The sequence below is a fragment of the Ruminococcus sp. AF31-8BH genome (genome assembly GCF_003460605.1).
In the GTDB taxonomy this organism is placed as follows: domain Bacteria; phylum Bacillota; class Clostridia; order Lachnospirales; family Lachnospiraceae; genus Blautia_A; species Blautia_A acetigignens.
In genome coordinates this window covers 25,975-48,352 of sequence record NZ_QTVN01000024.1, presented here as the reverse complement: position 1 = coordinate 48,352, position 22,378 = coordinate 25,975, and the positions used below count along the sequence as shown (strand labels likewise).

24 protein-coding genes, 1 tRNA gene and 1 other annotated feature are annotated in these 22,378 nt (G+C 45.7%); of the genes, 3 read left to right on the top strand and 22 right to left on the bottom strand.

Annotated features, from left to right (window positions below; genetic code table 11):
* The 8 genes from DWZ38_RS22400 to DWZ38_RS20590 all read right to left on the bottom strand — a co-directional run.
* The coding region (locus DWZ38_RS22400; RefSeq protein WP_243000449.1) for a cell wall hydrolase at window positions 1–575 on the bottom strand (575 nt) is incomplete at its 3' end.
* A gap of 273 nt (window positions 576–848) precedes the next feature.
* Complete coding sequence (locus DWZ38_RS20615) at window positions 849–2,504, bottom strand: 2-isopropylmalate synthase (RefSeq protein WP_173767228.1); 1,656 nt, start codon at window positions 2,502–2,504, stop codon at window positions 849–851.
* Window positions 2,505–2,657: 153 nt separating this feature from the next.
* Window positions 2,658–2,927: a binding site (T-box leader), on the bottom strand.
* A 23-nt stretch (window positions 2,928–2,950) separates the two neighbouring features.
* Window positions 2,951–3,217 carry a serine hydrolase gene (locus tag DWZ38_RS20610; protein WP_117855144.1) on the bottom strand — a complete coding sequence of 89 codons (267 nt, stop codon included), beginning with the start codon at window positions 3,215–3,217 and terminating at the stop codon, window positions 2,951–2,953.
* A 618-nt stretch (window positions 3,218–3,835) separates the two neighbouring features.
* Window positions 3,836–3,909, bottom strand: a tRNA-Pro gene (locus DWZ38_RS20605).
* Between the two features lie 17 nt (window positions 3,910–3,926).
* The gene (locus tag DWZ38_RS22550) at window positions 3,927–4,103 is read right to left on the bottom strand and encodes a hypothetical protein (protein ID WP_178105401.1); all 177 of its coding nucleotides are present in this window, start codon (window positions 4,101–4,103) and stop codon (window positions 3,927–3,929) included.
* 215 nt (window positions 4,104–4,318) lie between these two features.
* Window positions 4,319–4,828 (bottom strand): Uma2 family endonuclease, encoded by a 510-nt coding sequence (locus tag DWZ38_RS20600; RefSeq protein WP_021924974.1) that lies wholly within the window; start codon window positions 4,826–4,828, stop codon window positions 4,319–4,321.
* Window positions 4,829–4,898: 70 nt separating this feature from the next.
* On the bottom strand, window positions 4,899–5,207 hold the full coding sequence (locus tag DWZ38_RS20595) for a DUF2442 domain-containing protein (protein ID WP_021924975.1): 309 nt from the start codon (window positions 5,205–5,207) through the stop codon (window positions 4,899–4,901).
* A 14-nt stretch (window positions 5,208–5,221) separates the two neighbouring features.
* Complete coding sequence (locus DWZ38_RS20590) at window positions 5,222–5,482, bottom strand: DUF4160 domain-containing protein (protein ID WP_021924976.1); 261 nt, start codon at window positions 5,480–5,482, stop codon at window positions 5,222–5,224.
* 190 nt (window positions 5,483–5,672) lie between these two features.
* Here DWZ38_RS20590 and DWZ38_RS20585 point away from each other — a divergent pair, with 190 nt between their 5' ends.
* Window positions 5,673–5,870, top strand: coding sequence for a hypothetical protein (locus tag DWZ38_RS20585; RefSeq protein ID WP_021924977.1), 198 nt, complete (start codon window positions 5,673–5,675; stop codon window positions 5,868–5,870).
* Between the two features lie 2 nt (window positions 5,871–5,872).
* Here DWZ38_RS20585 and DWZ38_RS20580 read toward each other — a convergent pair whose 3' ends face one another.
* The 4 genes from DWZ38_RS20580 to leuC all read right to left on the bottom strand — a co-directional run bounded on the left by DWZ38_RS20580 (window position 5,873) and on the right by leuC (window position 8,474).
* The gene (locus DWZ38_RS20580; RefSeq protein ID WP_117855141.1) at window positions 5,873–6,340 is read right to left on the bottom strand and encodes a hypothetical protein; all 468 of its coding nucleotides are present in this window, start codon (window positions 6,338–6,340) and stop codon (window positions 5,873–5,875) included.
* A 93-nt stretch (window positions 6,341–6,433) separates the two neighbouring features.
* Window positions 6,434–6,697: a hypothetical protein gene (locus DWZ38_RS21995; RefSeq protein ID WP_147343043.1), complete on the bottom strand. Its 264-nt coding sequence runs from the start codon at window positions 6,695–6,697 to the stop codon at window positions 6,434–6,436.
* 4 nt (window positions 6,698–6,701) lie between these two features.
* A complete protein-coding gene (leuD, locus tag DWZ38_RS20575) occupies window positions 6,702–7,190 on the bottom strand; it encodes a 3-isopropylmalate dehydratase small subunit (protein ID WP_021924979.1) in 489 nt (162 codons plus the stop codon).
* Between the two features lie 15 nt (window positions 7,191–7,205).
* Window positions 7,206–8,474, bottom strand: coding sequence for a 3-isopropylmalate dehydratase large subunit (gene leuC / locus DWZ38_RS20570; RefSeq protein ID WP_021924980.1), 1,269 nt, complete (start codon window positions 8,472–8,474; stop codon window positions 7,206–7,208).
* A 240-nt stretch (window positions 8,475–8,714) separates the two neighbouring features.
* On the opposite strand from leuC, the gene DWZ38_RS20565 reads away from it, so the two are divergent.
* Window positions 8,715–9,596, top strand: a complete 882-nt coding sequence (locus tag DWZ38_RS20565; protein WP_117855139.1) for a LysR family transcriptional regulator — start codon at window positions 8,715–8,717, stop codon at window positions 9,594–9,596.
* A 127-nt stretch (window positions 9,597–9,723) separates the two neighbouring features.
* Here the strand turns inward: DWZ38_RS20565 and ilvC are convergent, their stop codons facing one another.
* The 3 genes from ilvC to DWZ38_RS20550 all read right to left on the bottom strand — a co-directional run bounded on the left by ilvC (window position 9,724) and on the right by DWZ38_RS20550 (window position 12,590).
* Window positions 9,724–10,743 (bottom strand): ketol-acid reductoisomerase, encoded by a 1,020-nt coding sequence (gene ilvC / locus DWZ38_RS20560; RefSeq protein ID WP_117855136.1) that lies wholly within the window; start codon window positions 10,741–10,743, stop codon window positions 9,724–9,726.
* Between the two features lie 111 nt (window positions 10,744–10,854).
* Window positions 10,855–11,352: an acetolactate synthase small subunit gene (gene ilvN, locus DWZ38_RS20555; protein WP_021925577.1), complete on the bottom strand. Its 498-nt coding sequence runs from the start codon at window positions 11,350–11,352 to the stop codon at window positions 10,855–10,857.
* A gap of 158 nt (window positions 11,353–11,510) precedes the next feature.
* A complete protein-coding gene (locus tag DWZ38_RS20550; protein WP_021925578.1) occupies window positions 11,511–12,590 on the bottom strand; it encodes a tyrosine-protein phosphatase in 1,080 nt (359 codons plus the stop codon).
* Between the two features lie 287 nt (window positions 12,591–12,877).
* Between DWZ38_RS20550 and DWZ38_RS20545 the strand changes: the two genes are divergently transcribed.
* Entirely contained in the window at window positions 12,878–13,822 is a 945-nt protein-coding gene (locus DWZ38_RS20545) for an AEC family transporter (RefSeq protein ID WP_117855134.1), read from the top strand.
* 236 nt (window positions 13,823–14,058) lie between these two features.
* On the opposite strand, the gene DWZ38_RS20540 is transcribed toward DWZ38_RS20545, so the two are convergent.
* The 7 genes from DWZ38_RS20540 to gatA form a co-directional block, all read right to left on the bottom strand.
* Window positions 14,059–15,258, bottom strand: a complete 1,200-nt coding sequence (locus DWZ38_RS20540) for a M20 family metallopeptidase (RefSeq protein WP_117855131.1) — start codon at window positions 15,256–15,258, stop codon at window positions 14,059–14,061.
* 155 nt (window positions 15,259–15,413) lie between these two features.
* On the bottom strand, window positions 15,414–16,229 hold the full coding sequence (locus DWZ38_RS20535) for an HAD-IIB family hydrolase (RefSeq protein ID WP_021925419.1): 816 nt from the start codon (window positions 16,227–16,229) through the stop codon (window positions 15,414–15,416).
* The gene (locus DWZ38_RS20530) at window positions 16,222–17,484 is read right to left on the bottom strand and encodes a M18 family aminopeptidase (protein WP_021925418.1); all 1,263 of its coding nucleotides are present in this window, start codon (window positions 17,482–17,484) and stop codon (window positions 16,222–16,224) included. The genes DWZ38_RS20535 and DWZ38_RS20530 overlap by 8 nt, the downstream gene beginning before the upstream one ends.
* A 34-nt stretch (window positions 17,485–17,518) precedes the next feature.
* Window positions 17,519–17,848 carry a cupin domain-containing protein gene (locus tag DWZ38_RS20525; protein WP_021925417.1) on the bottom strand — a complete coding sequence of 110 codons (330 nt, stop codon included), beginning with the start codon at window positions 17,846–17,848 and terminating at the stop codon, window positions 17,519–17,521.
* A 265-nt stretch (window positions 17,849–18,113) separates the two neighbouring features.
* Window positions 18,114–19,328: an LL-diaminopimelate aminotransferase gene (locus tag DWZ38_RS20520; protein ID WP_021925416.1), complete on the bottom strand. Its 1,215-nt coding sequence runs from the start codon at window positions 19,326–19,328 to the stop codon at window positions 18,114–18,116.
* A 140-nt stretch (window positions 19,329–19,468) separates the two neighbouring features.
* Window positions 19,469–20,908 carry an Asp-tRNA(Asn)/Glu-tRNA(Gln) amidotransferase subunit GatB gene (gene gatB, locus DWZ38_RS20515; protein ID WP_117855129.1) on the bottom strand — a complete coding sequence of 480 codons (1,440 nt, stop codon included), beginning with the start codon at window positions 20,906–20,908 and terminating at the stop codon, window positions 19,469–19,471.
* Window positions 20,905–22,377, bottom strand: a complete 1,473-nt coding sequence (gene gatA, locus DWZ38_RS20510) for an Asp-tRNA(Asn)/Glu-tRNA(Gln) amidotransferase subunit GatA (RefSeq protein ID WP_117855127.1) — start codon at window positions 22,375–22,377, stop codon at window positions 20,905–20,907. Before gatA ends, gatB begins: the two co-directional genes overlap by 4 nt.
* Window position 22,378 lies beyond the last annotated feature (1 nt).

The following is a 22,378-nucleotide window of genomic DNA, read 5'->3' as shown; positions in this document are numbered from 1 at the left end:
GCCACACGGTTCATAATTACATTGGCAATCAGTACCTTGCCCTTAATATCCTCGGTTCCTGCCTCTGCCTCCACAATATGGAGCAGATTGTCGTAGTCCGAATCGGACATCATCTTGGCACTTGAGGAAACAGACACGGCTGCGTCAAAGCTGTCCACGGTGTCCGCCATGGAATCTCCTACATCCAGCTCGTCCGCATTTCCTGTTACCTTTTTCACACGCTGACCTACCATTACGTTCTCACAGGAGGTTCCGATCCGTGTTACAGCAGATCCGGCCAGAGGGGTATCTGCAACACTTGTCACCATACCTGCAATTCCTGTAGGCAGGGTATACTCCAAAGTTCCCGAAACGATCCCGGCAAGCTCGGTCTCGTTCTCTGCATCCGAAGCTGCGTATACCTGGCTTCGTTCCCCGGACCCTGCTGCCTTTGATCCAACTGCCAAAATCATCGCCAACGCGGCACAGGCACTAAGAGCTACAAAATTATGTATGGGAGAATGATCCGGCTTTTCCAAAGGAATCTTATTATCCTCATCAGTTGTTACATCATGTAAACTTCTTTTTAATTTCATATTCTTCTTTCCTTGCACTTTTGTTATGTTTTGATTTCTTTAATTATTTATTTCGTAACATTTTTGTAATGTATGAGAAAATTATATTTAATAAAGGCTAAAATGTCAAGGTTTTTTTATTACAAATGTATTATACCCTGTGATTTTCTTTCTGGTCAACGCTTTTCCATCGTATTATTCAGACAAAAAAAGCCACCGCAGCTTCCTTTTTCGGGAAAATCTGCGATGGCTTTTCTTCTTATTATAATAATACGACAGCGTCCGTCAATATTTTCAGCGATTGTTGATGGCTGTTACAAGTGCGTCAATGGAGGCACGGATGATATCCGGGTCTACGCCTGCGCCCCATGCCATGGTGCCGTCTGGCTTCTTGATTCCAACATAGGCAATGGCCTTGGAACTGGAGCTGCGCTCTAAGGCATGCTCCTGATATACTTCCAGGGTATATTTCAGCTCGTATGCTTTCTTCAGTGCGTTGCTTACCGCGTCAAGACGGCCGTTTCCAGTGGCTTCTGTTGTAATGGTCCTGCCGTTAAATGTGGAGGTAACCTTAGTTGTGATTCCAACCTCTTTCTGCTGGAAATGAACCTCGTTGATGCTGTACGGCTGTGCCACGTTCTCGAAGGTTTTCTTAAACAGGTCAAAAATCTCATCCGGGTGAAGCTCTTTGTGAAGGTGATCGGAAACACCTTTGGCTGTGTAGCCCATTGCCTCACGCATTTTCGGAGGAAGGTTCAGGCCGTATTTGGTCTCCAGAATGTAGCCTACGCCGCCTTTACCGGACTGGCTGTTGATACGGATAACGTCTGCATCGTAGTTGCGGCCAACATCGGTCGGGTCGATCGGCAGATAAGGAACGGTCCAGCGGTTCGGGTCTTTTTCCTCGATCCAGTGCATGCCTTTTGCGATGGCATCCTGATGGGAGCCGGAGAAGGCTGCAAATACAAGAGCGCCGCTGTATGGGCTTCTCTCTCCTACTGACATTCCCGTGCAGTGCTCGTATACCTCGCAGATATGCGGCATGTCGGAGAAGTCAAGCTTCGGATCAACGCCCTGGGAATACATGTTCATGCCAAGGGTTACAATATCAACGTTACCGGTACGCTCGCCGTTTCCAAATAAGGTTCCCTCAATACGGTCTGCGCCTGCTAAGATTCCCATCTCGGAATCTGCTACGCCGCAGCCTCTGTCGTTGTGCGGATGCAGGGATACGATCACGTTCTCACGGTGCAGCATATGCTTGCACATGTACTCAACCTGGCTTGCGTATACATGAGGCATGGAATGCTCTACGGTTACCGGAAGGTTGATGATGCATTTGTTCTCCGGGGTCGGCTGCCATACATCGATGACTGCGTTGCACACTTCGAGAGCATATTCCGGCTCGGTTCCGGTGAAGCTCTCCGGGCTGTACTCAAACTGGAAGTTTCCTTCTGTCTGCTCAGCCAGCTCTTTTAATAATTTGGCACCGTCTACAGCGATCTTTAAGATTTCTTCTTTGGATTTTTTGAATACCTGTTCACGCTGTGCAACAGATGTGGAGTTGTATACGTGGACAATGGCTTTTGGAGCACCTTTGACTGCCTCAAAGGTCTTGCGGATGATGTGCTCTCTGGCCTGAGTCAGTACCTGGATGGTAACATCCTCCGGGATCAGGTCGCGGTCGATCAGGGTACGAAGGAAGGTATACTCTGTCTCGGAAGCTGCCGGGAAACCAACCTCGATTTCTTTGAAGCCAATTTTTACAAGAAGTTTAAAAAACTCAACCTTCTGCTCCAGGCTCATTGGGATTACAAGTGCCTGGTTGCCGTCACGAAGGTCTACGGAACACCATGTTGGTGCTTTGTCAATGTAGTCCTTCTTTGCCCAGTCCATGCAGGTTTCCGGTGGAAGGTAATACTGTCTTTTGTACTTGCTTGCGTTCATCATTTTTCTGTTCCTCCATATTGTAAATTTAAGATCTGGCTTTTGCGGATTTTTCGTGAATGTCAAATATAATCTGCTTACTTGGGAAAAATATTCTCGTCTTACAGGAAAGCAGTTTCTGTAAACAAAAAAGTCTTCCGCCCCGCACATATCTGTGCAAGAGACGGAAGACATTATGTCCTACGCGGTACCACTCTTATTTCATGAAAAATCATACACTCAACGGATACGGGATCACTCCTTATATCCTCTCCTGGTAACGGTGGAAGCCGTCTGCGTCTACTCTTGCCGACAACCGAAATATGTACGGGCAATTTCAAGCAGCTGCTCCAAGGCGAGTTCTACAGATTCCTTCCGCTGTCTTACACCGACCGACAGCTCTCTGCGCTCTGGTTCCTGTATACTATTCCTTATCAAAGCATTTCTCTTATTATCCTGTGGTTAATACATTAACATTTTTGCCGCATTTTGTCAATGAGAAATTTAAGCGGCCGGTTGGCAGTCAGGGCGATTCTTTTTTCCCTGACGCTGGCGTAGGTAGCTTCCATGACAAACAGCTTGATGATGCTGGCCGGGTACATGCTGGTGTCGTTGATGGTGAATGAAGTGTTGGTCTTTAAGTCTTTTACATAGACAGACCAGCCGCTGCCGTAGCTGTTCAGTACGGACTGAACGTTTTTCTTCAGGGTGCCAAGGTAGTTTTCCAGTTGGTCCAATTCCGTAGTTCACACCGCCGACCCGATACCATCCGTACTGCTGATGAAGTCTTCCATTCACTTCCCCGAAACAGTAAGTTCCCTTGAAACGTGTGCTGCCAATTCTGGTATTCAGGTCATGAAAGGTTCTTCTTCTGTCAAGCCTTCCCTGGGTATTAAAGTAATAGTATCCAGTGGTGATTTTACATCCCTTCGGAGTCTGCAGATGAACAATTCGTCTCAAATAATTGAGTCTCTTGAAATTCACTTTACTGCAGTTAAGATACCATTGTGTTCCATCCAAAGTCAGGGTTCCGCTATATTTCTCATTTACCTTGACTTTCCAGGTGGTCGTGTTCTTGGTGGCTGCCTGCGGTGTTGCTGTTGGCATGAAAAACAGAACCGTAAGCAGCGCAGCCAGACCCACAAACCACTTTTTCCATTCCTCTCCTGTAAAATATGTATACGAACCATATTTTACCGCAAAGAAATAGAAATTTTAATTTTTCTCGAGAATTTTCGACATTTTTAGTAATTTTTCGTTACGATCTACTGACAGCATTTTTGTTTTATGTAATTTTAGAAAATAAAAAAGAACCTGAAGTCAACTGCTCCAAGTTCTTACATCTCTGCTTCTAATCGGGGCAACAGGATTTGAACCTGCGACCTCACGGCCCCCAGCCGTGCGCGCTACCAAGCTACGCCATACCCCGAAACGATTAATAGTATATCAAATTCCAAATAAGATTGCAACTATTTTTTTCAAAACATTAAATATTTTTACATAAAACGTGAAGCCCATTCCTGGAACTTCACGTTTTATAGTTGATGTCATGGGACAAACCGCCACATTCTCAAAAAGGGGCAAAACGCCCATCCTCCAACCATGCATCAATTCAATTATCAAGGAGAATTTCAAAATCAATAAAACTACAATTTTATTCAGTCAAAAGCCGCATTTTTTCGCTCCATATATCTGTTTCTTAATTCCTGAAATTCTTTTCCGTCAATCCCTTTCCAATCACCTCCATCATTCTGCCATGTCAATAAACTGCTATTGGCAGCTTAAATGGCTGTGGCAATTCCGCCTACCATATTTGCAGCTGCCTTTGTTACAAGTCACTAATCAATTTCATCAAATAATTCGTCAAAAGTAATCTTTATCTTGGGAAAATGTAATAATTGTAACTCGTCTTTGTTTTCTTCCGTAATCGTTTTTAAAAGGTAGTATTTTGGAGTCTCTCCCTCATAGTCCAGCTCATAAATTTCAACTGTTCTTTTACGCCAGTCAACAATCCAATATTCTTCAATCTCCTGCTCACAATACAACTGCATTTTCTCTGTTCGGTCATAATTTTCTGTTGATGGTGACAAAACCTCCATAACAAAACGCGGCGCATCTGTAAATGTATTTCCACGCCTTGATTTTGTACGGCAATTTATGGAAGCATCAGGCATTACAATCTTGTCCCTACCCTGATTATCTTTGAAACGATATTGAACATTATCCGAATATACATAACATGTACTGTTTCTTAACTGGTGTCTGACTGCTGCAACAAAGTTTACAATTACAGAAGAATGTTCTGGCGAAGCTCCTGCCATATCTGTTATTTTAAGATTCCAATCCATATTTCCACATCCCTTTTCGTTTTTGATAACATAAATATTTATTTGTGTCTGTTTTATTGTATTGAAGTTTCTACATTTCAGGAATATCCGGGACGATTGGACATTCAAAAATTGTCATGGGATCAATATCAATACACTCATACTCATTCCGCTTTCCAGCTATGTCCCACGCAACTGTCCCATTCAATACGGTCAGCGTATTTTTAAATACTGTTTCATCCTCGATCTTCTTGAAAATACCGCCTTGCTTTATCAGCGGCTTAACATCAAATTCTCTTACGCTTCCATCATTCATATAGGCATAGACTGTATAGTTTTCTCCTGCCACTGCCTGGTAAACTTCTGGATAGAATCGTTGATCAAGTTTATTATCACCCATTCCATTCACCCCTTTTAGATTAACGGATTTATTCTGTTTAATGGCTTGCCATCCTTTGACAATTCCCAGTTCTGCATTAATTCGTCTTTATGGATTTCCGTCCATGCCAGAACAAATTTCAGCTGACGGCTGGGTAAATAACCTTCACTGATTACTCCATCTTCTATCAATACCACAGCTTTATTATTTCCGTATTGTGCATGAAAATGTGGCGGATTGTGATCGTTCCAATCCATCGTAATGCGTATTCCATAAAATAAACTAATCTCAGGCATTGGATAATCCCCCCTTATATTGAATGCAATTATTTATTTTAGTCTACTCTATTATAACATCATTCCCATTGATTAGAAAAGTAATTTTTATCCGCCTCCTGTATTGGTATAATTTACTATCGATTTTGCCCGGTTTGCGGTATAATTAGGGTACTGCCACTAATTCTTATACCATTACAGGAGGTTTATTATGGACGCTAATTCAGTACTTATTGACGCATTAGATTCATATTCACTGAATCTTGGAGATTACAAAGGGGACACTGCTGCTATAGCCAATGCCATTTCTAAATGTAAGGATTATCTATCACATAATACTGTCACTACCGATTGGGTAAAAAGGAACTGGGGTAACAGGCTGAATATTATATTTTATCCCCTTATATAGAGCTATTTAAAACGTTTCCTAATTTCCTCCATTGAGTTAAAAACATGGAAATCTGTGCCGTTTCGGATTCGCTCCACAACACGTTTTTGTCTGTCTGTTAATGGCTCTTTATAGCCGTGGTCTTTGATTGTAAATGCCGCCATCTTTCTTGCTTCCTTCGCAGCATCTACTTTATAATCCCTGACTGTCCACTCTTTTCTTGGTTTAGGGTTGCGGAAATTCCGTATGATGTAACCGAAATACTCCGTAAACGGCACATCCTTTGGGATTTCCTCACCTATGTGTTTATACTTTTGGAGGCAATCTAAATGCCGCCACATGTCTTTATCATATTGCTCAAGCTCTTTTTCCAGTTCTTTTAACTCGGCATCTGATAAATCGTCTATTTCTCTTCGGTTGTCGATTATTTGGATGGGTGGTTCTGCCACGACTTCTGTGTTACTTGTTTCTAATTTCTTATTTTCTTTCATTGGTTGATCCTCTCTTTTCTGTTTTTGCCTTTTATGTTTTGTCCAAGAGAATCGTTTTTCCTATTATTTTCTTTCACCAAAAACTCGAATCACTTAAATTATTTCAATCTTAAATGGGTACGAGAAAATAATTTTTAATTTTTCTTCTGAGGTCAAATTTTTGCACTCAGGCATTGCTTTTATCTTGTCCGCAAATTTGTAAATTTCTTCTATGTTTGCGATTATTGCTTTTTTCGTTTCCGCCATTTTTCTCCTTATAGAAAAAGACCTTGCACCTAGTAAAACTAGGTACAAGGTCAATATGTGAGGCTGTGGAATTTGCCCCTTAACAGGATATTTTACTTTGCCTGTTGACAAAATATTAGTGCTGTGCATTAATATAATTTACAAGTCCCTCTGCCTTAATAATCTTCTGCATAAATTCCGGGAAGGCCTGACCCTTGAACTGGGTTCCTTTGGTACGATTGTAGATCATACCAGAGTCGAAATCCACTTCCACCTGATCTCCGTCATCAATTCCCTTGCTCGCTTCCGGGCACTCGATGATCGGAAGTCCGATATTGATGGCATTTCGGTAAAAAATTCTGGCAAATGTCTCAGCGATTACACAGCTTACACCAGCTGCCTTGATAGCGATAGGCGCATGCTCACGGGAGGAGCCACAGCCAAAATTCTTGCTTGCTACGATAATGTCACCCTTCTGCACTCTCTTCACGAAAGTGTTGTCGATGTCTTCCATACAATGGGTTGCCAGTTCAGCCGGATCTGAGGAATTCAGATAACGGGCCGGGATAATAACGTCTGTATCTACATTGTCTCCATATTTAAATACTCTGCCTTTTGCCTGCATGATGGGTACTCCTCCTTATAATCCTAATTCTTCCGGTGCACAAATATATCCGGTTACAGCACTTGCAGCGGCTACTGCCGGGCTTGCAAGATAAACTTCAGAATCCACATGTCCCATGCGGCCTACAAAGTTACGGTTGGTAGTGGAAATGCAGCGCTCTCCTGCCGCAAGAATTCCCATGTATCCGCCAAGACACGGTCCGCAGGTCGGTGTGCTTACCACTGCGCCAGCCTCAATAAAGATCTTCAGAAGACCCTCTTCCATTGCCTGCAGGTAAATAGCCTGAGTAGCCGGGATCACGATGCAGCGAAGTCCTTTCTTCACTTTGCGTCCCTTCAGAATCTCTGCGGCAACACGAAGGTCATCAATACGGCCGTTTGTACAGGAACCAATCACAGACTGATCCACAACAACCGGCTCTTTGATCTCGGAAATGGTCTTGGTATTCTCCGGTAAATGCGGGAACGCAACTGTCGGCTCAAGTGTACTGAGGTCGATGGTATACTCAGCCTCATAAACAGCATCCTCATCTGCTTCATATGCAGAAAACGGACGTTTGGAATGCTCTTTCATGTATTCAATGGCAAGGTCGTCAACCGGAAAAATTCCGTTCTTTCCGCCTGCCTCGATAGCCATGTTGGCAATTGTGAAACGGTCATCCATAGACAGGTTCTTAATGCCCTCGCCTACGAACTCCATAGATTTGTAAAGGGCTCCGTCTACACCGATCATTCCGATAATATGAAGGATCACATCCTTACCGCTTACCCATTTCTTAGGTTTGCCCACAATATTGAATTTGATTGCGGACGGAACCTTGAACCATGCTTTACCGGTAGCCATTCCAGCTGCCATATCAGTACTTCCAACACCTGTGGAAAATGCTCCGAGAGCTCCGTATGTACAGGTATGGGAGTCTGCTCCGATGATCACATCGCCAGCTACCGTCAGGCCTTTCTCCGGAAGAAGGGCATGCTCGATTCCCATCTGTCCTACATCAAAATAATTGGTAATATCGTGACGACAGGCAAATTCACGGACACATTTGCAGTGTTCTGCAGACTTGATATCTTTATTTGGAATAAAATGATCCATAACAAGTGCAATTTTATCTTTATCAAATACAGTATCTACGGTCATCTTATCCATCTCATGGATTGCAACCGGAGAAGTAATATCATTTCCAAGAACAAGGTCAAGCTGTGCCTCTATAAGCTGTCCTGCTTCTACATGATCCAGGCCTGCATGAGCCGCCAGAATCTTCTGAGTCATTGTCATTCCCATTTTTATATTCCTCCTAGTTATTGTATAATGGTATGATACCAAGGGCAAAAGGTCAAAAAGCCTTTTGACCCCAACATCATGGTATTTTTCAGCAAATATATACCGCGAGGTGATTCTTTCCTTCTTTATCACTGTATGTTGCTATTTTAGCACATTCTCTGTTATAATAACAATACATATTAATCATATTTATTATAACCAGTAGTTATATTAATATGAATAAAAAAGGGAGAATCACATATGCAGGAAAATCTATCGCTTTATCATATTTTCTATATAGTCAGCCGCACAGGAAATATTTCCCAGGCTGCCAAAGAGCTATACATCAGCCAGCCGGCTATCAGCCGCGCCATCAAAAAATTAGAAGATAATCTGGACACTATTCTTTTTAAGCGCAGCTCCAGAGGTGTCACTCTCACTCCGGACGGACAGCTTCTGTATGAAAAAGTAAAAGCAGCCTTCGAGCTTCTTTCGGAAGGAGAAGACTCCATTTTGCACAATCGTTCCAGGGAAATTCCAAGACTGCGTATTGGTGCCAGCACCACACTGTGTAAATATGTGCTGATGCCAAGGCTGAAAAATTTTATTTCTGCAAATCCGCAGATGCGCATTACTATTTCCTGTCAGTCTACTTACCAGACACTGCGCCTTCTGGAGGAAGACAGAATTGATATTGGTCTTATTGGACGTCCCGGAAAATTATCCGGATATGAATTTCTTCCTCTGCTGCAGATCCAGGATACCTTTGTAGCCACAAAGCAATATCTGGAAAATCAGCACAGGCTTTTCCCTTTGGAGCCTCTGTCCCATACTGCAACGTTCATGCTTCTTGATGAACAGAATATTACAAGGCAGTCCGTAAATATCATGCTTCACGACCATCAGCTCCAGCTTGGGCATATTCTGGAGGTTTCATCTATGGATCTTCTGATCCAGTTCGCCCAGGTAGGTCTTGGAATCGCATGCGTAATCAAGGAATTTGTGCAAAAAGAGCTGGATGAAGGCACCCTTGTTGAAGTACCGCTGGGACTTGTTTTCCCCTCCCGTGAAATCGGCTTTGTCTGCCGCAGTGGAGCAAAAGCACAGGAGCTGGTGACCTCCTCCCAAAGCCTGTTCATATAATTTGATGATACCAGGGTCAAAAGGTCAAAAAACCGATGCAATGTTTTGAATGTAACAGGAAATTACACCATGAAGCTTCTGTTATATAAAAAAATCCGGGTCGCCCCGGATTTCTTTATAGTTAAAATTAGTTGTTGATCAGCTTATCTTCGCCGTTCCAGCTGTAAAGCTTACGAATCTCTTCGCCAACCTTCTCTGATGGATGCTCAGCAGCTTTCTTTCTCATGGCTTTGAAGTGAACCTGACGTCCAGCTGGGCTCATGTCAAGCAGGAACTCTTTTGCAAAAGTACCGTCCTGAATGTCGGAAAGGATCTTCTTCATAGTCTTCTTGGTCTCTTCTGTGATAAGCTTCGGTCCTGTGATGTAATCGCCGTACTCAGCTGTGTTGGAGATAGAGTATCTCATTCCAGCGAAGCCTGACTGATAGATCAGGTCTACGATCAGTTTCATCTCATGGATGCACTCGAAGTAAGCGTTTCTTGGGTCGTAGCCAGCCTCGCAAAGAGTCTCAAAACCAGCCTGCATAAGTGCGCAAACACCGCCGCAAAGAACTGCCTGCTCACCGAAAAGGTCTGTCTCTGTCTCTGTACGGAAGGTTGTCTCAAGAACACCAGCTCTTGCTCCGCCAATACCAAGTGAATATGCAAGTGCAACGTCAAGAGCTTTTCCTGTATAATCCTGCTCAACAGCTACCAGACACGGAACACCTTTGCCTGCCTGATACTCGCTTCTTACTGTATGTCCAGGTCCCTTAGGAGCGATCATGGTAACATCTACGTTCTTTGGCGGAACGATACATCCGAAATGGATGTTAAAGCCATGAGCGAACATAAGCATGTTGCCTTCCTCAAGGTTTGGCTCGATATCTTTCTTGTACATATCAGCCTGTTTCTCATCATTGATCAGGATCATGATGATATCAGCTTTCTTTGCAGCCTCTGCTGCTGTATATACTTTAAATCCCTGCTCTTCAGCTCTCTTCCAGGATTTGCTGCCTTCGTAAAGACCGATAATGACATCGCATCCGGACTCCTTCAGGTTCAGTGCGTGAGCATGTCCCTGGCTGCCGTAGCCGATAATTGCGATTGTTTTTCCATCTAATAAAGAGAGATTACAATCTTCCTGGTAAAAAATTCTTGCTGACATTTTCGTTTCCTCCTACTGTATTAAAACTTAAAAATATATATCGTTAAGGGAATAGATATGCATATTCCGTGTATGTATATTCATTCTCCAAAATACGCACCCCTTAGCAAACTATAAGAACTTCACTCCGTGAGAGCCTCTCTCAAGTCCCATAACACCGGCTCTGGCCAGCTCTAAGATCTCGTAGTCTCCCATCAGATCAATAAATGCTTCCAGCTTGGTCTTGCTGCCTGTCATCTCTACGATCAGGGAATCCTTGCTTACATCCACAACCTTAGCGCGGAAAATATCTGCAATAGAAACAATTCCCTGGCGCTGCTCCGGTGCTGCCGCAACCTTCACAAGAACGGTCTCGCGGACTACGCTGTCTGCCGGGTCAAGGACCTTGATATCCCTTACATCCACAAGCTTGGCAAGCTGTCTCACGATCTGGTCGAGAATGGCATCATCCCCGCTGCACACCACAGTAATACGGGTGTAATTCACATCTGCTGTAACTCCAGCAGTGATACTGTCAATATTATAACCACGACGGCTGAACATTCCGGCAACCCGGCTGAGCACGCCTGAAGTGTTGTCAACTAATAATGATAAAATCTTATTCTGCATAAAATAATCCTGCTTTCGTGCTTCAGATTGATATGCTTACCATTATAACAATTTAATTTTTTTTGTCAATGCTACACACTAAAAAAATTTTAATGTTTTATTGTATTAAAGCATATTTATACATAATTATACCGTTCCAAAGAGGCTTCTGCAATTTTTCAGATCAGATATTTGTTCTGCATATCGGAAACGGTCTTTGGATTCAGGTACAATCCCCTGCGCAAAAAGCGCTCCACCTTGCCATACTCTGCATAGATGGCTGCAAACAGCCGGTCCAGATATTCTTCCTTTACCTTAAACAGCGCGGATACCTTGTTTACATTATCAATGCTGTCCAGCTTATTGGCCTCCAGGTAGCGGAGCATATAATCCAACTCTCCTGCCAGACAGATATTGGAGCGCATAAAATCCTCCCGGATCTCGTCCCTGTGCACCCCAAGAACGCATAGAAGAAGGGCTGTCATCACCCCTACCCGGTCTTTTCCAAGACTGCAGTGCCATAATACAGCACCGTTATCATGGTGGAAAAGCACATCCATAAATCTGGCGCACTGCTTCACGGAATACTGATCCTTCACGAAATTCTCGTACTGCTTCCCGATCAAAGCCTCAATGTCCCCGTCATATTCCAGGATCTGGCGAAGCCTTGTGCTTCCCTGTAAAATGCCAAGGGTACTTTCCGGCATGTCCGCAACAGTCTCCTCATCGATCATGGGGATGTGATAATATTCCACCCCCTTCATCACGGCATCCGGCTTTTCCTTTTTCTCCGTCTGGTCCCGAAGGTCGATCACAGTCTTCAGGCGATAATCCTCCAAAAGAAGGTTCTGATCCTGCAAAGAAGCGTGATACAGGTTTCCGCTTCGAAGAAGCCTGCGGGGAATAATATGCCGTCCGTCCTTTGTGGCAAGGGCGCCAAGGTCCCTTGTATTGGGCAGGTTCAGAAGCGGCAGCCTGCCCCCTCTTGGAAAGCCGGTGGCCATGTCCGGATTCAATATTTTCAAAAGGCGTAGGCAGTCCTGGGCCTCATGCTCTGTCATCTCAAAACGATATCGTTTCTTTCTTCTGGTTATGATCACAAGATAATTGGAAATCATCTGCTTCACAGCAGCTTCTGCGTTTTCGCCTTCCCGATGGATGTATGCCCAGACAATGTCCCTGCATGGGAGATTGTTCTGTATCATATGCCTGAGAAAGATCAGGTTGCCATCTTCTATGCGAATTTTACCGTATCTCATAATTTTCCTCCATTCGTCCCCCCGTTTGTTATAAGATACCACAGAAAACAATATTTGACAATTATAGGAAAGGGTTTATAATCAAAAAAGATATTTCGCAGTTACTGTTCATAGGTAATATTCCGCGAGGTGTTTTTTGTGAACAAAGTTCACAGAAAACCCGAGGATTGCGGCGCGAAATCATGTTTTGCATGATTTCTGTGCATCGCGAAGCGTGTTACTGGGCACGGAGTGAACAGTAACATTTCGCACTTTATTGCGGCAATTTCAGAAAGGTGTTTTTGATTATGGAAAATCTGGTTTTTTGTCTTAATGCTACTATCCCTATTTTTATAACTTTAATGCTGGGATATCTTTTTCGGAGAATTGGACTTTATGATGACTCCTTTGTGTCCCAGATGAACAAGTTCGCATTTAAGGTTGCCCTGCCTGCCATGTTGTTTCTGAACATTGCAGAGGCAGATTTCTATGAAGTGTGGGACACCAAAATGGTCGTCTTCTGCTTTGTGGCTACGTTTTGCAGCATCGCCATTTCCATTGGGCTTTCCTTCCTTTTGAAGCCCAGGGATATCCAGGGGGAATTCGTACAGTCCTCCTACAGAAGCAGCGCCGCCATTCTGGGAATGGCTATTATCCAGAACCTTTACGGGAACGTGGGAATGGCTCCGCTTATGATCATTGCCAGCGTGCCTCTTTACAACGTGATGGCAGTTGCGGTGCTTTCCTTTCTGAAGCCGGGAAGCCATGGGATGAGCCGGCAGATGGTTATGAGGACCCTGAAAGGAATTGCTGCCAACCCGATCATTCTGGGAATTGTGACAGGGCTTGTGTGGTCAATGCTTCGCCTGCCCCTTCCAACCATTCTTTACAATACAGTAAACAATCTGGGAAAAACAGCGACGCCTCTTGGTCTTATGGCAATGGGCGGTGCCCTTCATTTTGGAAAAGTATTTTCACGGCCGAAGGCGACCATTGCATGTACTTTCTTGAAGCTGGTTGGATTCTGCGCCATCTTCCTTCCTATTGCCATCCATCTTGGGTTCACCCATGACAAGCTGGTTTCCATTTTGATCATGCTTGGCTCTGCCACCACAGTGACCTGCTACATTATGGCGAAAAACATGGGACATGAGGGTTCCTTTTCTTCCAGCGTGATCATGCTCACCACCCTGCTCAGTTCTTTTACACTTACAGGATGGCTGTTTATCTGCAGAAGTCTGGGGCTGATTTAATAACATAGAAAACAGAATATTTTTAAATCTAGGTGTTATTTCATAACAATATTATCAAAAAGCCCGTGCATGTATCATTGAGCTATACATGCACAGGCTTTTCTTATCTCGATATTGACTTATCTGCATTTTCATATACCGCAAAACGGGGCGTGCAGATTGCTGGAATGATTTTGGGAGCACGCGCCAGAGCGTACTCCCACAGCTGCCGACCCCATTGGTTTCTCTTTGCCGAATCAGTTCTCTTCTTCCCTGGAAATTCCCGCAAGGATTTCGTACAAAGCTTCCAGACTATAAGGCAGCACCGCCTCGTCAATCTGGAATTTGGGATGGTGAAGGGGATAAGTTTTTCCTGGAAGCCCAGCGAGAAATACGCTGAAAAGTCCCCTGGATTTCTGGAAATACCTGTAGGCATTATCCCCGGACAAAAACAGCTGGTTCTCATCTTCCAGGATAAAATGTTCCCCAAATACCTTTTTCCCGGCGGCAGCGGCAATCCGGGTAAGGCTGGCATCATTGGCAAAAGGAAGCACCGCAGGCTTAGGATATTCGATCTCAATCCTGGTTCCGGTACGCTTCTCAATTTCCTGCAAAACTGCCTGCATTTTCTCATCCAAAGCCTGATAGTCCTCTTCATAGGCAGCCCGGATGTTTCCCCGCAGGGTCACAAGATCCGTGATAATATTGGAATACTCCCCGCCATGAAAGGTTCCGATTCCCACCAGACAGGGACCTTTTCCCTGATAGGTTTCGTTCAGGTCATGAAGCGCCTGCACCACCAGCGAGGCGGCATAAATGCTGTCGATTCCCTGGGATGCCTGGCACCAGTGGCTGGACTTTCCGTGAACCCGGATTTCCATGCCGTTGATCATGGCTGACGCCTGTCCTTCATGAACCGCCATTCCAAAGGGCATATCCACTGCATAGTGGAACATCAGAAAGGCATCCGGCTTCGGCTCAAGGGCCCCAGCAGACAACATTCTCTTCGCCCCTTCTCCAATCTCTTCCGCAGGCTCAAAAAGGAACCGCACCTTTACAGGAAACTGCTCTTTCTCCTTTGCAAGGATTTTCGCCAGGATCAGGGCCGTTGCCACAATCCCGTCATGGCCGCAGGCGTGCATGACGCCTTCTCGCTCAGATGCAAAGGGAAGTCCGGTCTGCTCCTGTATGGGAAGGGCATCCATCTCCGACCGGAGCACTACCTGCTTTTTGTCTGCAAAGGCGGCAGTGTCCTGGCAGGGGTGCTCTGCAATCCATCCTGTAGGTTCTACCTTAGTCAGTCGATAGCCCAGTTTTTCCAGATAATCACGGATAAACGCCGAGGTCTCAAATTCCTGCAGGCCCAGCTCCGGGTGTCTATGAAGATGGCGGCGTATTTCGATCAGTTCTTTCTCGTATGGTTCAAATCTGCGCTGGTACTTTGTATTTTCCGGCATTCTAAATCCTAAACCTTTCTTTTGAGTCGCGTACACTAGAGCGTGTTTGAAAAATCATGCAAAGCATAATTTCACGTCAAGCTTCTTGTGTTTTCTGTGAACTTTGTCCACTTAAAAACACCTCGCAAAATCTCATCATTAAACCTAATATTTTCTCAAATTAATTCCAAATGCTCTAACCCATTTCGGATTCCGTAGTGGAAAATATCGCTGGTCACATAATCTGCCAGTTCCTTGATCCCTGGCGCTGCATTTCCCATGGCAATCTTGGTCTGGGCAAATTCGAACATGGAAAGATCGTTGTTGCTGTCCCCGAACACGATGGTGTCCTCATGGGCAATGTCAAAAATCCGGCATACAGCAGCAATTCCCACTGCCTTGGAAAATCCCTTTGGAATCATCTCAATGGTATCTCCCGCCAGTCCTTCTCCCACATGTCCGATAAACTCATAGTAATCTGCCAGTTCTTCACATGCCTTCTCCGGGCTGCTTCCCGGAAGGATCTTGGAGCTGACCTTGTTGATATGAAGATCCTGCTCAAAGCCTTTGATAGGGCGCCATTTATTTCCAAGTGCTTTCGTGATCAGATCCGCATACCAGTTAACTCCTGTGTGATACTCGTCCTTATCATAGTACATAAAATCCGCGCCTTCCATCACCGGAACCATGCCGTATCTGCGCAGCACCTCCACAGAATGCCATGCCTGCTGCGGAGTCATCTCCTTGTTGAAAAGGCGCTCCCCGTTTTTCTCGATGGTGCAGCCGCATGCCGTGATCATCCCGGTAAAGGGGATTTTCTCCAGGTAATCCGGCACAAAGGAACGGCTTCTTCCTGTGCACAGCCATGCCTCATGTCCGTTGTTTACCAGCTTTGTAATGGCTTCCACCGCACTTGCGGGAGTCCCTTTCTCAATGTCGCAGATGGTTCCGTCTGCATCGAAGAAAACTGCTTTTTTATGGAAATCAGGCATAAAACACCTCCGCAAGCTTCACGAAATCACAGGTATCCTTCACACCTGCAGTCTCATAAGGAGAGTGCATAGCCAGCTGGGGAAGCCCGATATCCACGGTATTTAAGGCAACCTGCGTATTGGAAATATTTCCGAGGGTAGAGCCTCCTGCCACATCGGAACGGTTCACATAAACCTGGCACGCAACTCCCGCTTCCTTACAAAGATCCTTAAACATTGCTGCAGAAATTCCATCTGTACAGTACTTCTGATTTGCATTGTACTTCACCGCAATTCCTCCATTGATATGAGGACGGTTCACAGGATCTGCCTTCTCCGGATAATTAGGATGGATGGCATGTGCATTGTCCGCAGAGATCATAAAGCTCTTTGCCAGGGAAATCAGATAATCCTCATAGCTTCTGCCAAGTCCCAGATTAATGCGAAGCAGCGTATCCCGAAGGAAAGTAGAGGCAGCTCCCTGCTTGGTACCGCTTCCCACTTCCTCATTGTCCATTACCATATGTACGCAGATGCTCTTCTCATTTTTTCCTGCGATCAGGCCTTCCATAGAGGAAAAAGCACACTGCAGGTCATCCAGTCTGGGAGCAGAAACAAATTCCTCCTCGCCGCCCCAGATGGTACCAGGCATACGGTTGTAAAGGAACAGATCATGTCCCAGAATCTCCTCTTCTGCAACGCCAGCAGCTTCTGCCACAGTTTTAAAGAAGGTTCCCTTTGCGCTCTCCAGTCCGTAAAGAGGCAGCAGATCCTTCTGCACATTGTACTTGTATCCGCTGTTCGCCTCACGGTTCATATGAATGGCCAGATTGGGAATCATCAGCATATCCTTGTCCACTGTCACCAGCTTCTCGCAGATCTGTCCGTTCTCCTTCACGATCACACGTCCAGCCACAGAAAGGGGTCTGTCAAACCAGGGTGCCAGAAGGGCACCTCCATAAAGCTCCACATTCAGCTTCACATACCCGTTCTCCACCATCTCCGGATTCTCCTTGATCTTAAGGGACGGAGAATCACTGTGGCTTGCAATAATGTGAAATACATCGCTGGAAGCCTCCGGCACCGTAAACGCAATGACAGCAGAATGATTCCGGGTCACAAAATACTTCCCGCCATTTACCAGCTCCCAGTGCTCATCCTCCTTCAGCTCTGTAAATCCATTTTCCCCAAATCTTTTCTTCATCATCTCCACTGCCTGAAACGCAGTAGGACTCTCTTTAATAAATGTAAGTAATTTCTCAGCTGTACTGTTCATTTCCAAACTCCAATTCCTTCATTTCTATCTTATTTCAGTCTTTGATAATCAGTGCCATAAACACCAGATCGGTGTTTCCAGTATTTGCAAGGCCGTGGCCTCTTCCGTCTGGGGTAAAGGTAATGTCTCCAGCCTTCACATGTCTCCAGGAAGTGCCGTTGTCATTATACTCGCCCTCTCCGGTAAGAATATAGTAAGTCTCGCTCTCCCCATAATGCATATGGAATCCCAGAGAACATCCCGGCTCCAGAGTCACCTCCGCATAAAGCCCGCACTTTCCATTCAGCTGCTTCTCATCCAGCAGTTCCTTAATAATCACATGTCCGTTACCCTCACACATATGCTCAATCCGACTGATCTTCATAACCAAAATCCTCCTTTATCTTTCGCAAAGCCCCCGACAAGAAAGAATCCTGCTTTGCAGGATTCTCCGCCTGCGGCGGGTCGCCTCAAGCGACATCTACCTTTCCGCTGCAGTGCGATCCTGCCCGGTAGGGCTTTTATGTAATAGGAGATTCCAACGGAATTTCCTATTACATAAAAAGCGTACCCCCAGCCCCGGAACAGCGATCACATCCAATCCACTGTCCCAGCCAGAGATACGCCCTGTCAGCTTTCTTCAATTATAATTACAAACTCTTGATCCTGTCAATGGCTTTCCGTGTATTCTCATAAGTGCCAAAGGCAGTCAGACGGAAAAAGCCCTCTCCGTGAGCGCCAAAGCCGGAGCCTGGAGTGCCAACCACATTTGCCTCCTTCAGAAGATAGTCAAAAAACTGCCAGGAGGTCATTTTGTCCGGAGTTTCCAGCCAGATATACGGCGCATTCACACCCCCTGAAACAGAAAATCCTGCCTTTTCCAGTTCATCGTGGATCAGCTTTGCATTTCGCATATAATAGCCAACCTGCTCCTTCAGCTGTGCCTTTCCAGCCTCAGAATAAACGGCTTCCCCTGCCTTTTGCACAATGTAAGGAGCTCCGTTAAATTTGGTGCCGTGACGTCTTGCCCAGAGACTGTGAAGGGAAACACCATCTCTTACAAGCTCATCCGGAATCACGGTAAAGCCAAGACGAACTCCTGTAAAGCCTGCATTCTTGGAAAAGCTGCGAAGCTCAATGGCACAGGTTCTTGCACCCTCACACTCATAAATGCTGTGCGGCACATTGTCCTGGGAAATATACGCCTCGTAAGCAGCATCATAGATGATCACGCAGCCGTTTTTGTTTGCATAATCCACCCATTTCTGCAGCTCATCCCTTGTGATGGCAGAGCCTGTAGGATTGTTCGGGAAGCAAAGATAGATCAGATCCGGCACTTCCTTTGGAAGCTCCGGTAAAAATCCGTTTTCCTTGCTGCAGGGCATGTAAATCACGCCGTCAAAATTCTCACGGGCAGTATTATACTCTCCTGTGCGCCCAGCCATTACATTTGTATCCACATACACCGGGTAAACAGGATCACACACAGCCACTTTATTGTCTGTTCCGAAAATTTCCTGAATGTTCCCGGAATCACTTTTGGCACCATCAGAAACAAAAATCTCATCAGCCTTAATGTCACAGCCTCTGTCCTGATAATCGTTTTTTGCAATGGCATTTCTCAGAAATTCATAGCCAAGATCCGGAGCGTAGCCGTGGAAAGTCTCCGCATGGGCCATCTCCTCCACCGCATTGTGAAGCGCCTCGATAATCGCCGGAACCAGCGGCTGGGTTACATCTCCAATTCCAAGGCTGATCACTTCTTTATCCGGATTTAATTCTTTATATGCACGCACCTTTTTTCCAATGGTAGAAAAAAGATAGCTTCCCGGTAATCTCAGGTAATTATGATTTACGGTAACCATTTCATTATCCTCCTCGTATAGTTCGTCTTAACTAATTATTGTATATACTTTTTTCTTAATGTCAATCCCAAAACGCTTATAAGCCCCGGCGCGAAACCATGCCATTGCATAATTTCATTGCATCCGAAGCATAAGCATCTTTATTTTCTCTTTTCAACCTCTGCCAGCAGCGCCTCTCTCACGCTTGCCGGGTTGGCCTTGCCCTTCATTTCCTTCATGATCTGGCCTACGAAGAAGCCCATAACCTTCTCCTTGCCGCCAAGAAGTTCAGACAGCGGTCCCGGGTTCTCATCCAGGATCCGGCTGATGGTGCTGGTAAGAAGTCCGGTATCCTCCACGATCTTCAGACCATGCTCTTCGATATAGGCAACGGCATCAATATCTTCGTCAAATACTTTTTCAAATATTTTCTTCGCATTCTGAGGGCTGATCTGTTTCTTGTCCACCATTTCCAGAAGGTCTGCAAGGTGCTGCGGGGTAAATCTTACCTTCTCAGCTTCCACTCCTTTGTCCTTCATCAGGCGAAGCACTTCCACCATAAACCAGTTTGCCGCCTTCTTCGGATTGCCGCAAAGACCGGCAACCTCCTCAAACAAAGCAGCCAGATGTCTGGACTCTGTAAGGATTCTGGAATCATATTCCGGAAGGCCGAATTCCTCCTGGTAGCGGGCTGCTTTTTCCTCGCGGAACTCCGGCAGCTCTTCCCTGATCTTCTGAATCCACTCATCAGAAATATGGATTGGAGGAAGATCCGGGTCCGGGAAGTAACGGTAATCCTTGGCATCCTCTTTGGAACGCATTGCATGAGAGGATTCCTTGTTGTCATCCCATCTTCTGGTTTCCTGGACAACGCTTCTGCCCATTTCCAGAAGCTCGATCTGGCGCTCTCGTTCTCCCTCAATGGCATGTGCAATGGCCTTGAAGGAGTTCAGATTCTTCATCTCTGTTCTGGTTCCAAGCGTATCACTTCCTGCCACACGGACAGAAAGGTTGACATCGGCACGCATGGAGCCCTCCTGAAGCTTACAGTCAGAAACGCCCAGATACTGCATGGTGCAGCGAAGCTTTTCCAGATAAGCAATTACTTCATCTGCGCTTCTCATATCCGGCTCAGAAACGATCTCGATCAGCGGAACGCCGCTTCGGTTGTAATCCACCAGGGAGCAGTCCTCCCACTCATCATGAATCAGCTTACCTGCGTCCTCCTCCATATGCATCTCATGGATCCGCACCTTTTTCTTTCCTGCTTCTGTCTCAATTTCTACAAAGCCATCATGGCAGATTGGCAGATACAGCTGGGAAATCTGATAGTTCTGCGGGTTGTCCGGGTAAAAATAGTTTTTACGATCAAACTTGCAGTACTGGTTGATGCTGCAGTTTGTGGCAAGTCCTGCGCGAAGGGCAAACTCTACCACCTTTTTATTTAATACAGGAAGGGAGCCTGGCATACCGGTGCACACCGGACAGGTGTGGGTATTGGGTGCTCCTCCAAACGCAGTGGAACAGCCGCAGAAAATCTTGGTTCTGGTGGCAAGCTCTACATGGACTTCCAGTCCGATTATGGTCTCATACTGTTTCATGCTTCCCTGCCTCCTTCTTCTGGTGTTCCGAAATCTCCTCTTGCTTTTTCATAAGCGTGGGCTGCGCGGAGAATCTTTTTCTCCATAAAGCAGTCACCGATCATCTGGATTCCGATTGGAAGACCGATTTTATCTTTTCCGCAGGGAACGGTAATTCCCGGAAGGCCGCACAGGTTTACGGCAACGGTGTAAATATCGCCAAGATACATTGCCATAGGATCCTTTAAGCTTTCCCCAAGCTTCGGTGCTGTATACGGAGCAGCCGGCGCAAGAAGAACGTCATATTTCTCAAATGCCTCATCAAATTCTTTCTTGATCAGGGCTTTTGTGCGCAGTGCTTTCAGATAATAGGCATCATAGTAGCCGGAGCTTAAAACAAAGGAACCAAGCATGATACGGCGCTTTACCTCTTCACCGAAGCCCTCTGTCCTGGTGCGCTTGTACATGTCGTGAAGGCCGTCATACTCAGCAGCACGATAGCCGTATTTCACGCCGTCAAAACGCTCTAAGTTGGAGCTTGCTTCCGCACTGGCAATGATATAATAAGCAGGAATCATATACTCCATAGTCTTTACGGAGAAAAATTCCACAATAGCACCCATCTGGGTAAGCACCTTCAACGTCTCCATAAAAGCATCCTTTACATCCGGGGAAAGTCCCTCTGCCAGATATTCCTTGGGCACGCCGAATTTCATTCCTGCGATCTTGTCTGTCATTTCTTTTCCAAAGTCAAGATCATGTCTGTCTATGGAAGTACTGTCTTTTGGATCATGGCCTGCAATCACTTCCAGAAGCGCTGCACAGTCTGCCACATCCTTTCCCACAGGACCGATCTGATCTAAGGAGGAGGCGTAGGCAACCAGGCCGTAACGGGAAACGGTACCGTAGGTTGGCTTCAGGCCGGTAACGCCGCAGTAGGAGCTTGGCTGACGGATGGAACCGCCGGTATCAGAGCCAAGTGCCAGATAAGCCTCCCCTGCTGCCACAGCCGCACAGGAGCCGCCTGAGGAACCGCCAGGAACATGTTCTTTGTTCCACGGGTTTCTGGTGACACCGTAAGCAGAAGTTTCTGTGGTGCTTCCCATGGCAAACTCATCCATATTTGTTTTTCCAATAATGATCATTCCCGCCTTCTCAAGACGGTCGATAACCTCTGCCTGATACTGGGGAACAAAGCCCTCCAGGATCTTAGACGCGCAGGTGGTTGGCTTTCCCTGTACGCAGATGTTGTCCTTTACCGCAATGGGAACGCCGGCAAGAGGGCCTGTGTAGATTCCCTCGTCAATGCCTTTCTGCACCTCTTTTGCACGGGCATAGGCTTCTTTTTTGTAGGTGTCCAGGTAGGCGTGGATCTGTCCGTCCTTTTCCTCAATCTGGGAAAAGACCTCTTTTACCCCGTCCAGGACACTGATCTCATGTTTTTTTATTTTATCAGCCAGCTGCAAGGCTGTTAATTTCGATAATTCCATG

Excerpts from the sequence above, each read along its gene's own strand:
- leuC (WP_021924980.1), bottom strand. The coding sequence starts at position 8,474 with ATGGGAATGACAATGACTCAGAAGATTCTGGCGGCTCATGCAGGCCTG.
- DWZ38_RS20565 (WP_117855139.1), top strand. The coding sequence starts at position 8,715 with ATGCAGGAAAATCTATCGCTTTATCATATTTTCTATATAGTCAGCCGC.
- DWZ38_RS20550 (WP_021925578.1), bottom strand. The coding sequence starts at position 12,590 with ATGAGATACGGTAAAATTCGCATAGAAGATGGCAACCTGATCTTTCTC.
- DWZ38_RS20545 (WP_117855134.1), top strand. The coding sequence starts at position 12,878 with ATGGAAAATCTGGTTTTTTGTCTTAATGCTACTATCCCTATTTTTATA.
- gatB (WP_117855129.1), bottom strand. The coding sequence starts at position 20,908 with ATGAAACAGTATGAGACCATAATCGGACTGGAAGTCCATGTAGAGCTT.
- ilvC (WP_117855136.1), bottom strand. The coding sequence starts at position 10,743 with ATGTCAGCAAGAATTTTTTACCAGGAAGATTGTAATCTCTCTTTATTA.
- DWZ38_RS20525 (WP_021925417.1), bottom strand. The coding sequence starts at position 17,848 with ATGAAGATCAGTCGGATTGAGCATATGTGTGAGGGTAACGGACATGTG.
- DWZ38_RS20585 (WP_021924977.1), top strand. The coding sequence starts at position 5,673 with ATGGACGCTAATTCAGTACTTATTGACGCATTAGATTCATATTCACTG.
- gatA (WP_117855127.1), bottom strand. The coding sequence starts at position 22,377 with ATGGAATTATCGAAATTAACAGCCTTGCAGCTGGCTGATAAAATAAAA.
- DWZ38_RS20520 (WP_021925416.1), bottom strand. The coding sequence starts at position 19,328 with ATGGTTACCGTAAATCATAATTACCTGAGATTACCGGGAAGCTATCTT.
- DWZ38_RS20590 (WP_021924976.1), bottom strand. The coding sequence starts at position 5,482 with ATGCCTGAGATTAGTTTATTTTATGGAATACGCATTACGATGGATTGG.
- DWZ38_RS20615 (WP_173767228.1), bottom strand. The coding sequence starts at position 2,504 with ATGATGAACGCAAGCAAGTACAAAAGACAGTATTACCTTCCACCGGAA.
- DWZ38_RS20595 (WP_021924975.1), bottom strand. The coding sequence starts at position 5,207 with ATGGGTGATAATAAACTTGATCAACGATTCTATCCAGAAGTTTACCAG.
- DWZ38_RS20580 (WP_117855141.1), bottom strand. The coding sequence starts at position 6,340 with ATGAAAGAAAATAAGAAATTAGAAACAAGTAACACAGAAGTCGTGGCA.
- leuD (WP_021924979.1), bottom strand. The coding sequence starts at position 7,190 with ATGCAGGCAAAAGGCAGAGTATTTAAATATGGAGACAATGTAGATACA.
- DWZ38_RS20540 (WP_117855131.1), bottom strand. The coding sequence starts at position 15,258 with ATGCCGGAAAATACAAAGTACCAGCGCAGATTTGAACCATACGAGAAA.
- DWZ38_RS20600 (WP_021924974.1), bottom strand. The coding sequence starts at position 4,828 with ATGGATTGGAATCTTAAAATAACAGATATGGCAGGAGCTTCGCCAGAA.
- DWZ38_RS20535 (WP_021925419.1), bottom strand. The coding sequence starts at position 16,229 with ATGCCTGATTTCCATAAAAAAGCAGTTTTCTTCGATGCAGACGGAACC.
- DWZ38_RS20530 (WP_021925418.1), bottom strand. The coding sequence starts at position 17,484 with ATGAACAGTACAGCTGAGAAATTACTTACATTTATTAAAGAGAGTCCT.
- ilvN (WP_021925577.1), bottom strand. The coding sequence starts at position 11,352 with ATGCAGAATAAGATTTTATCATTATTAGTTGACAACACTTCAGGCGTG.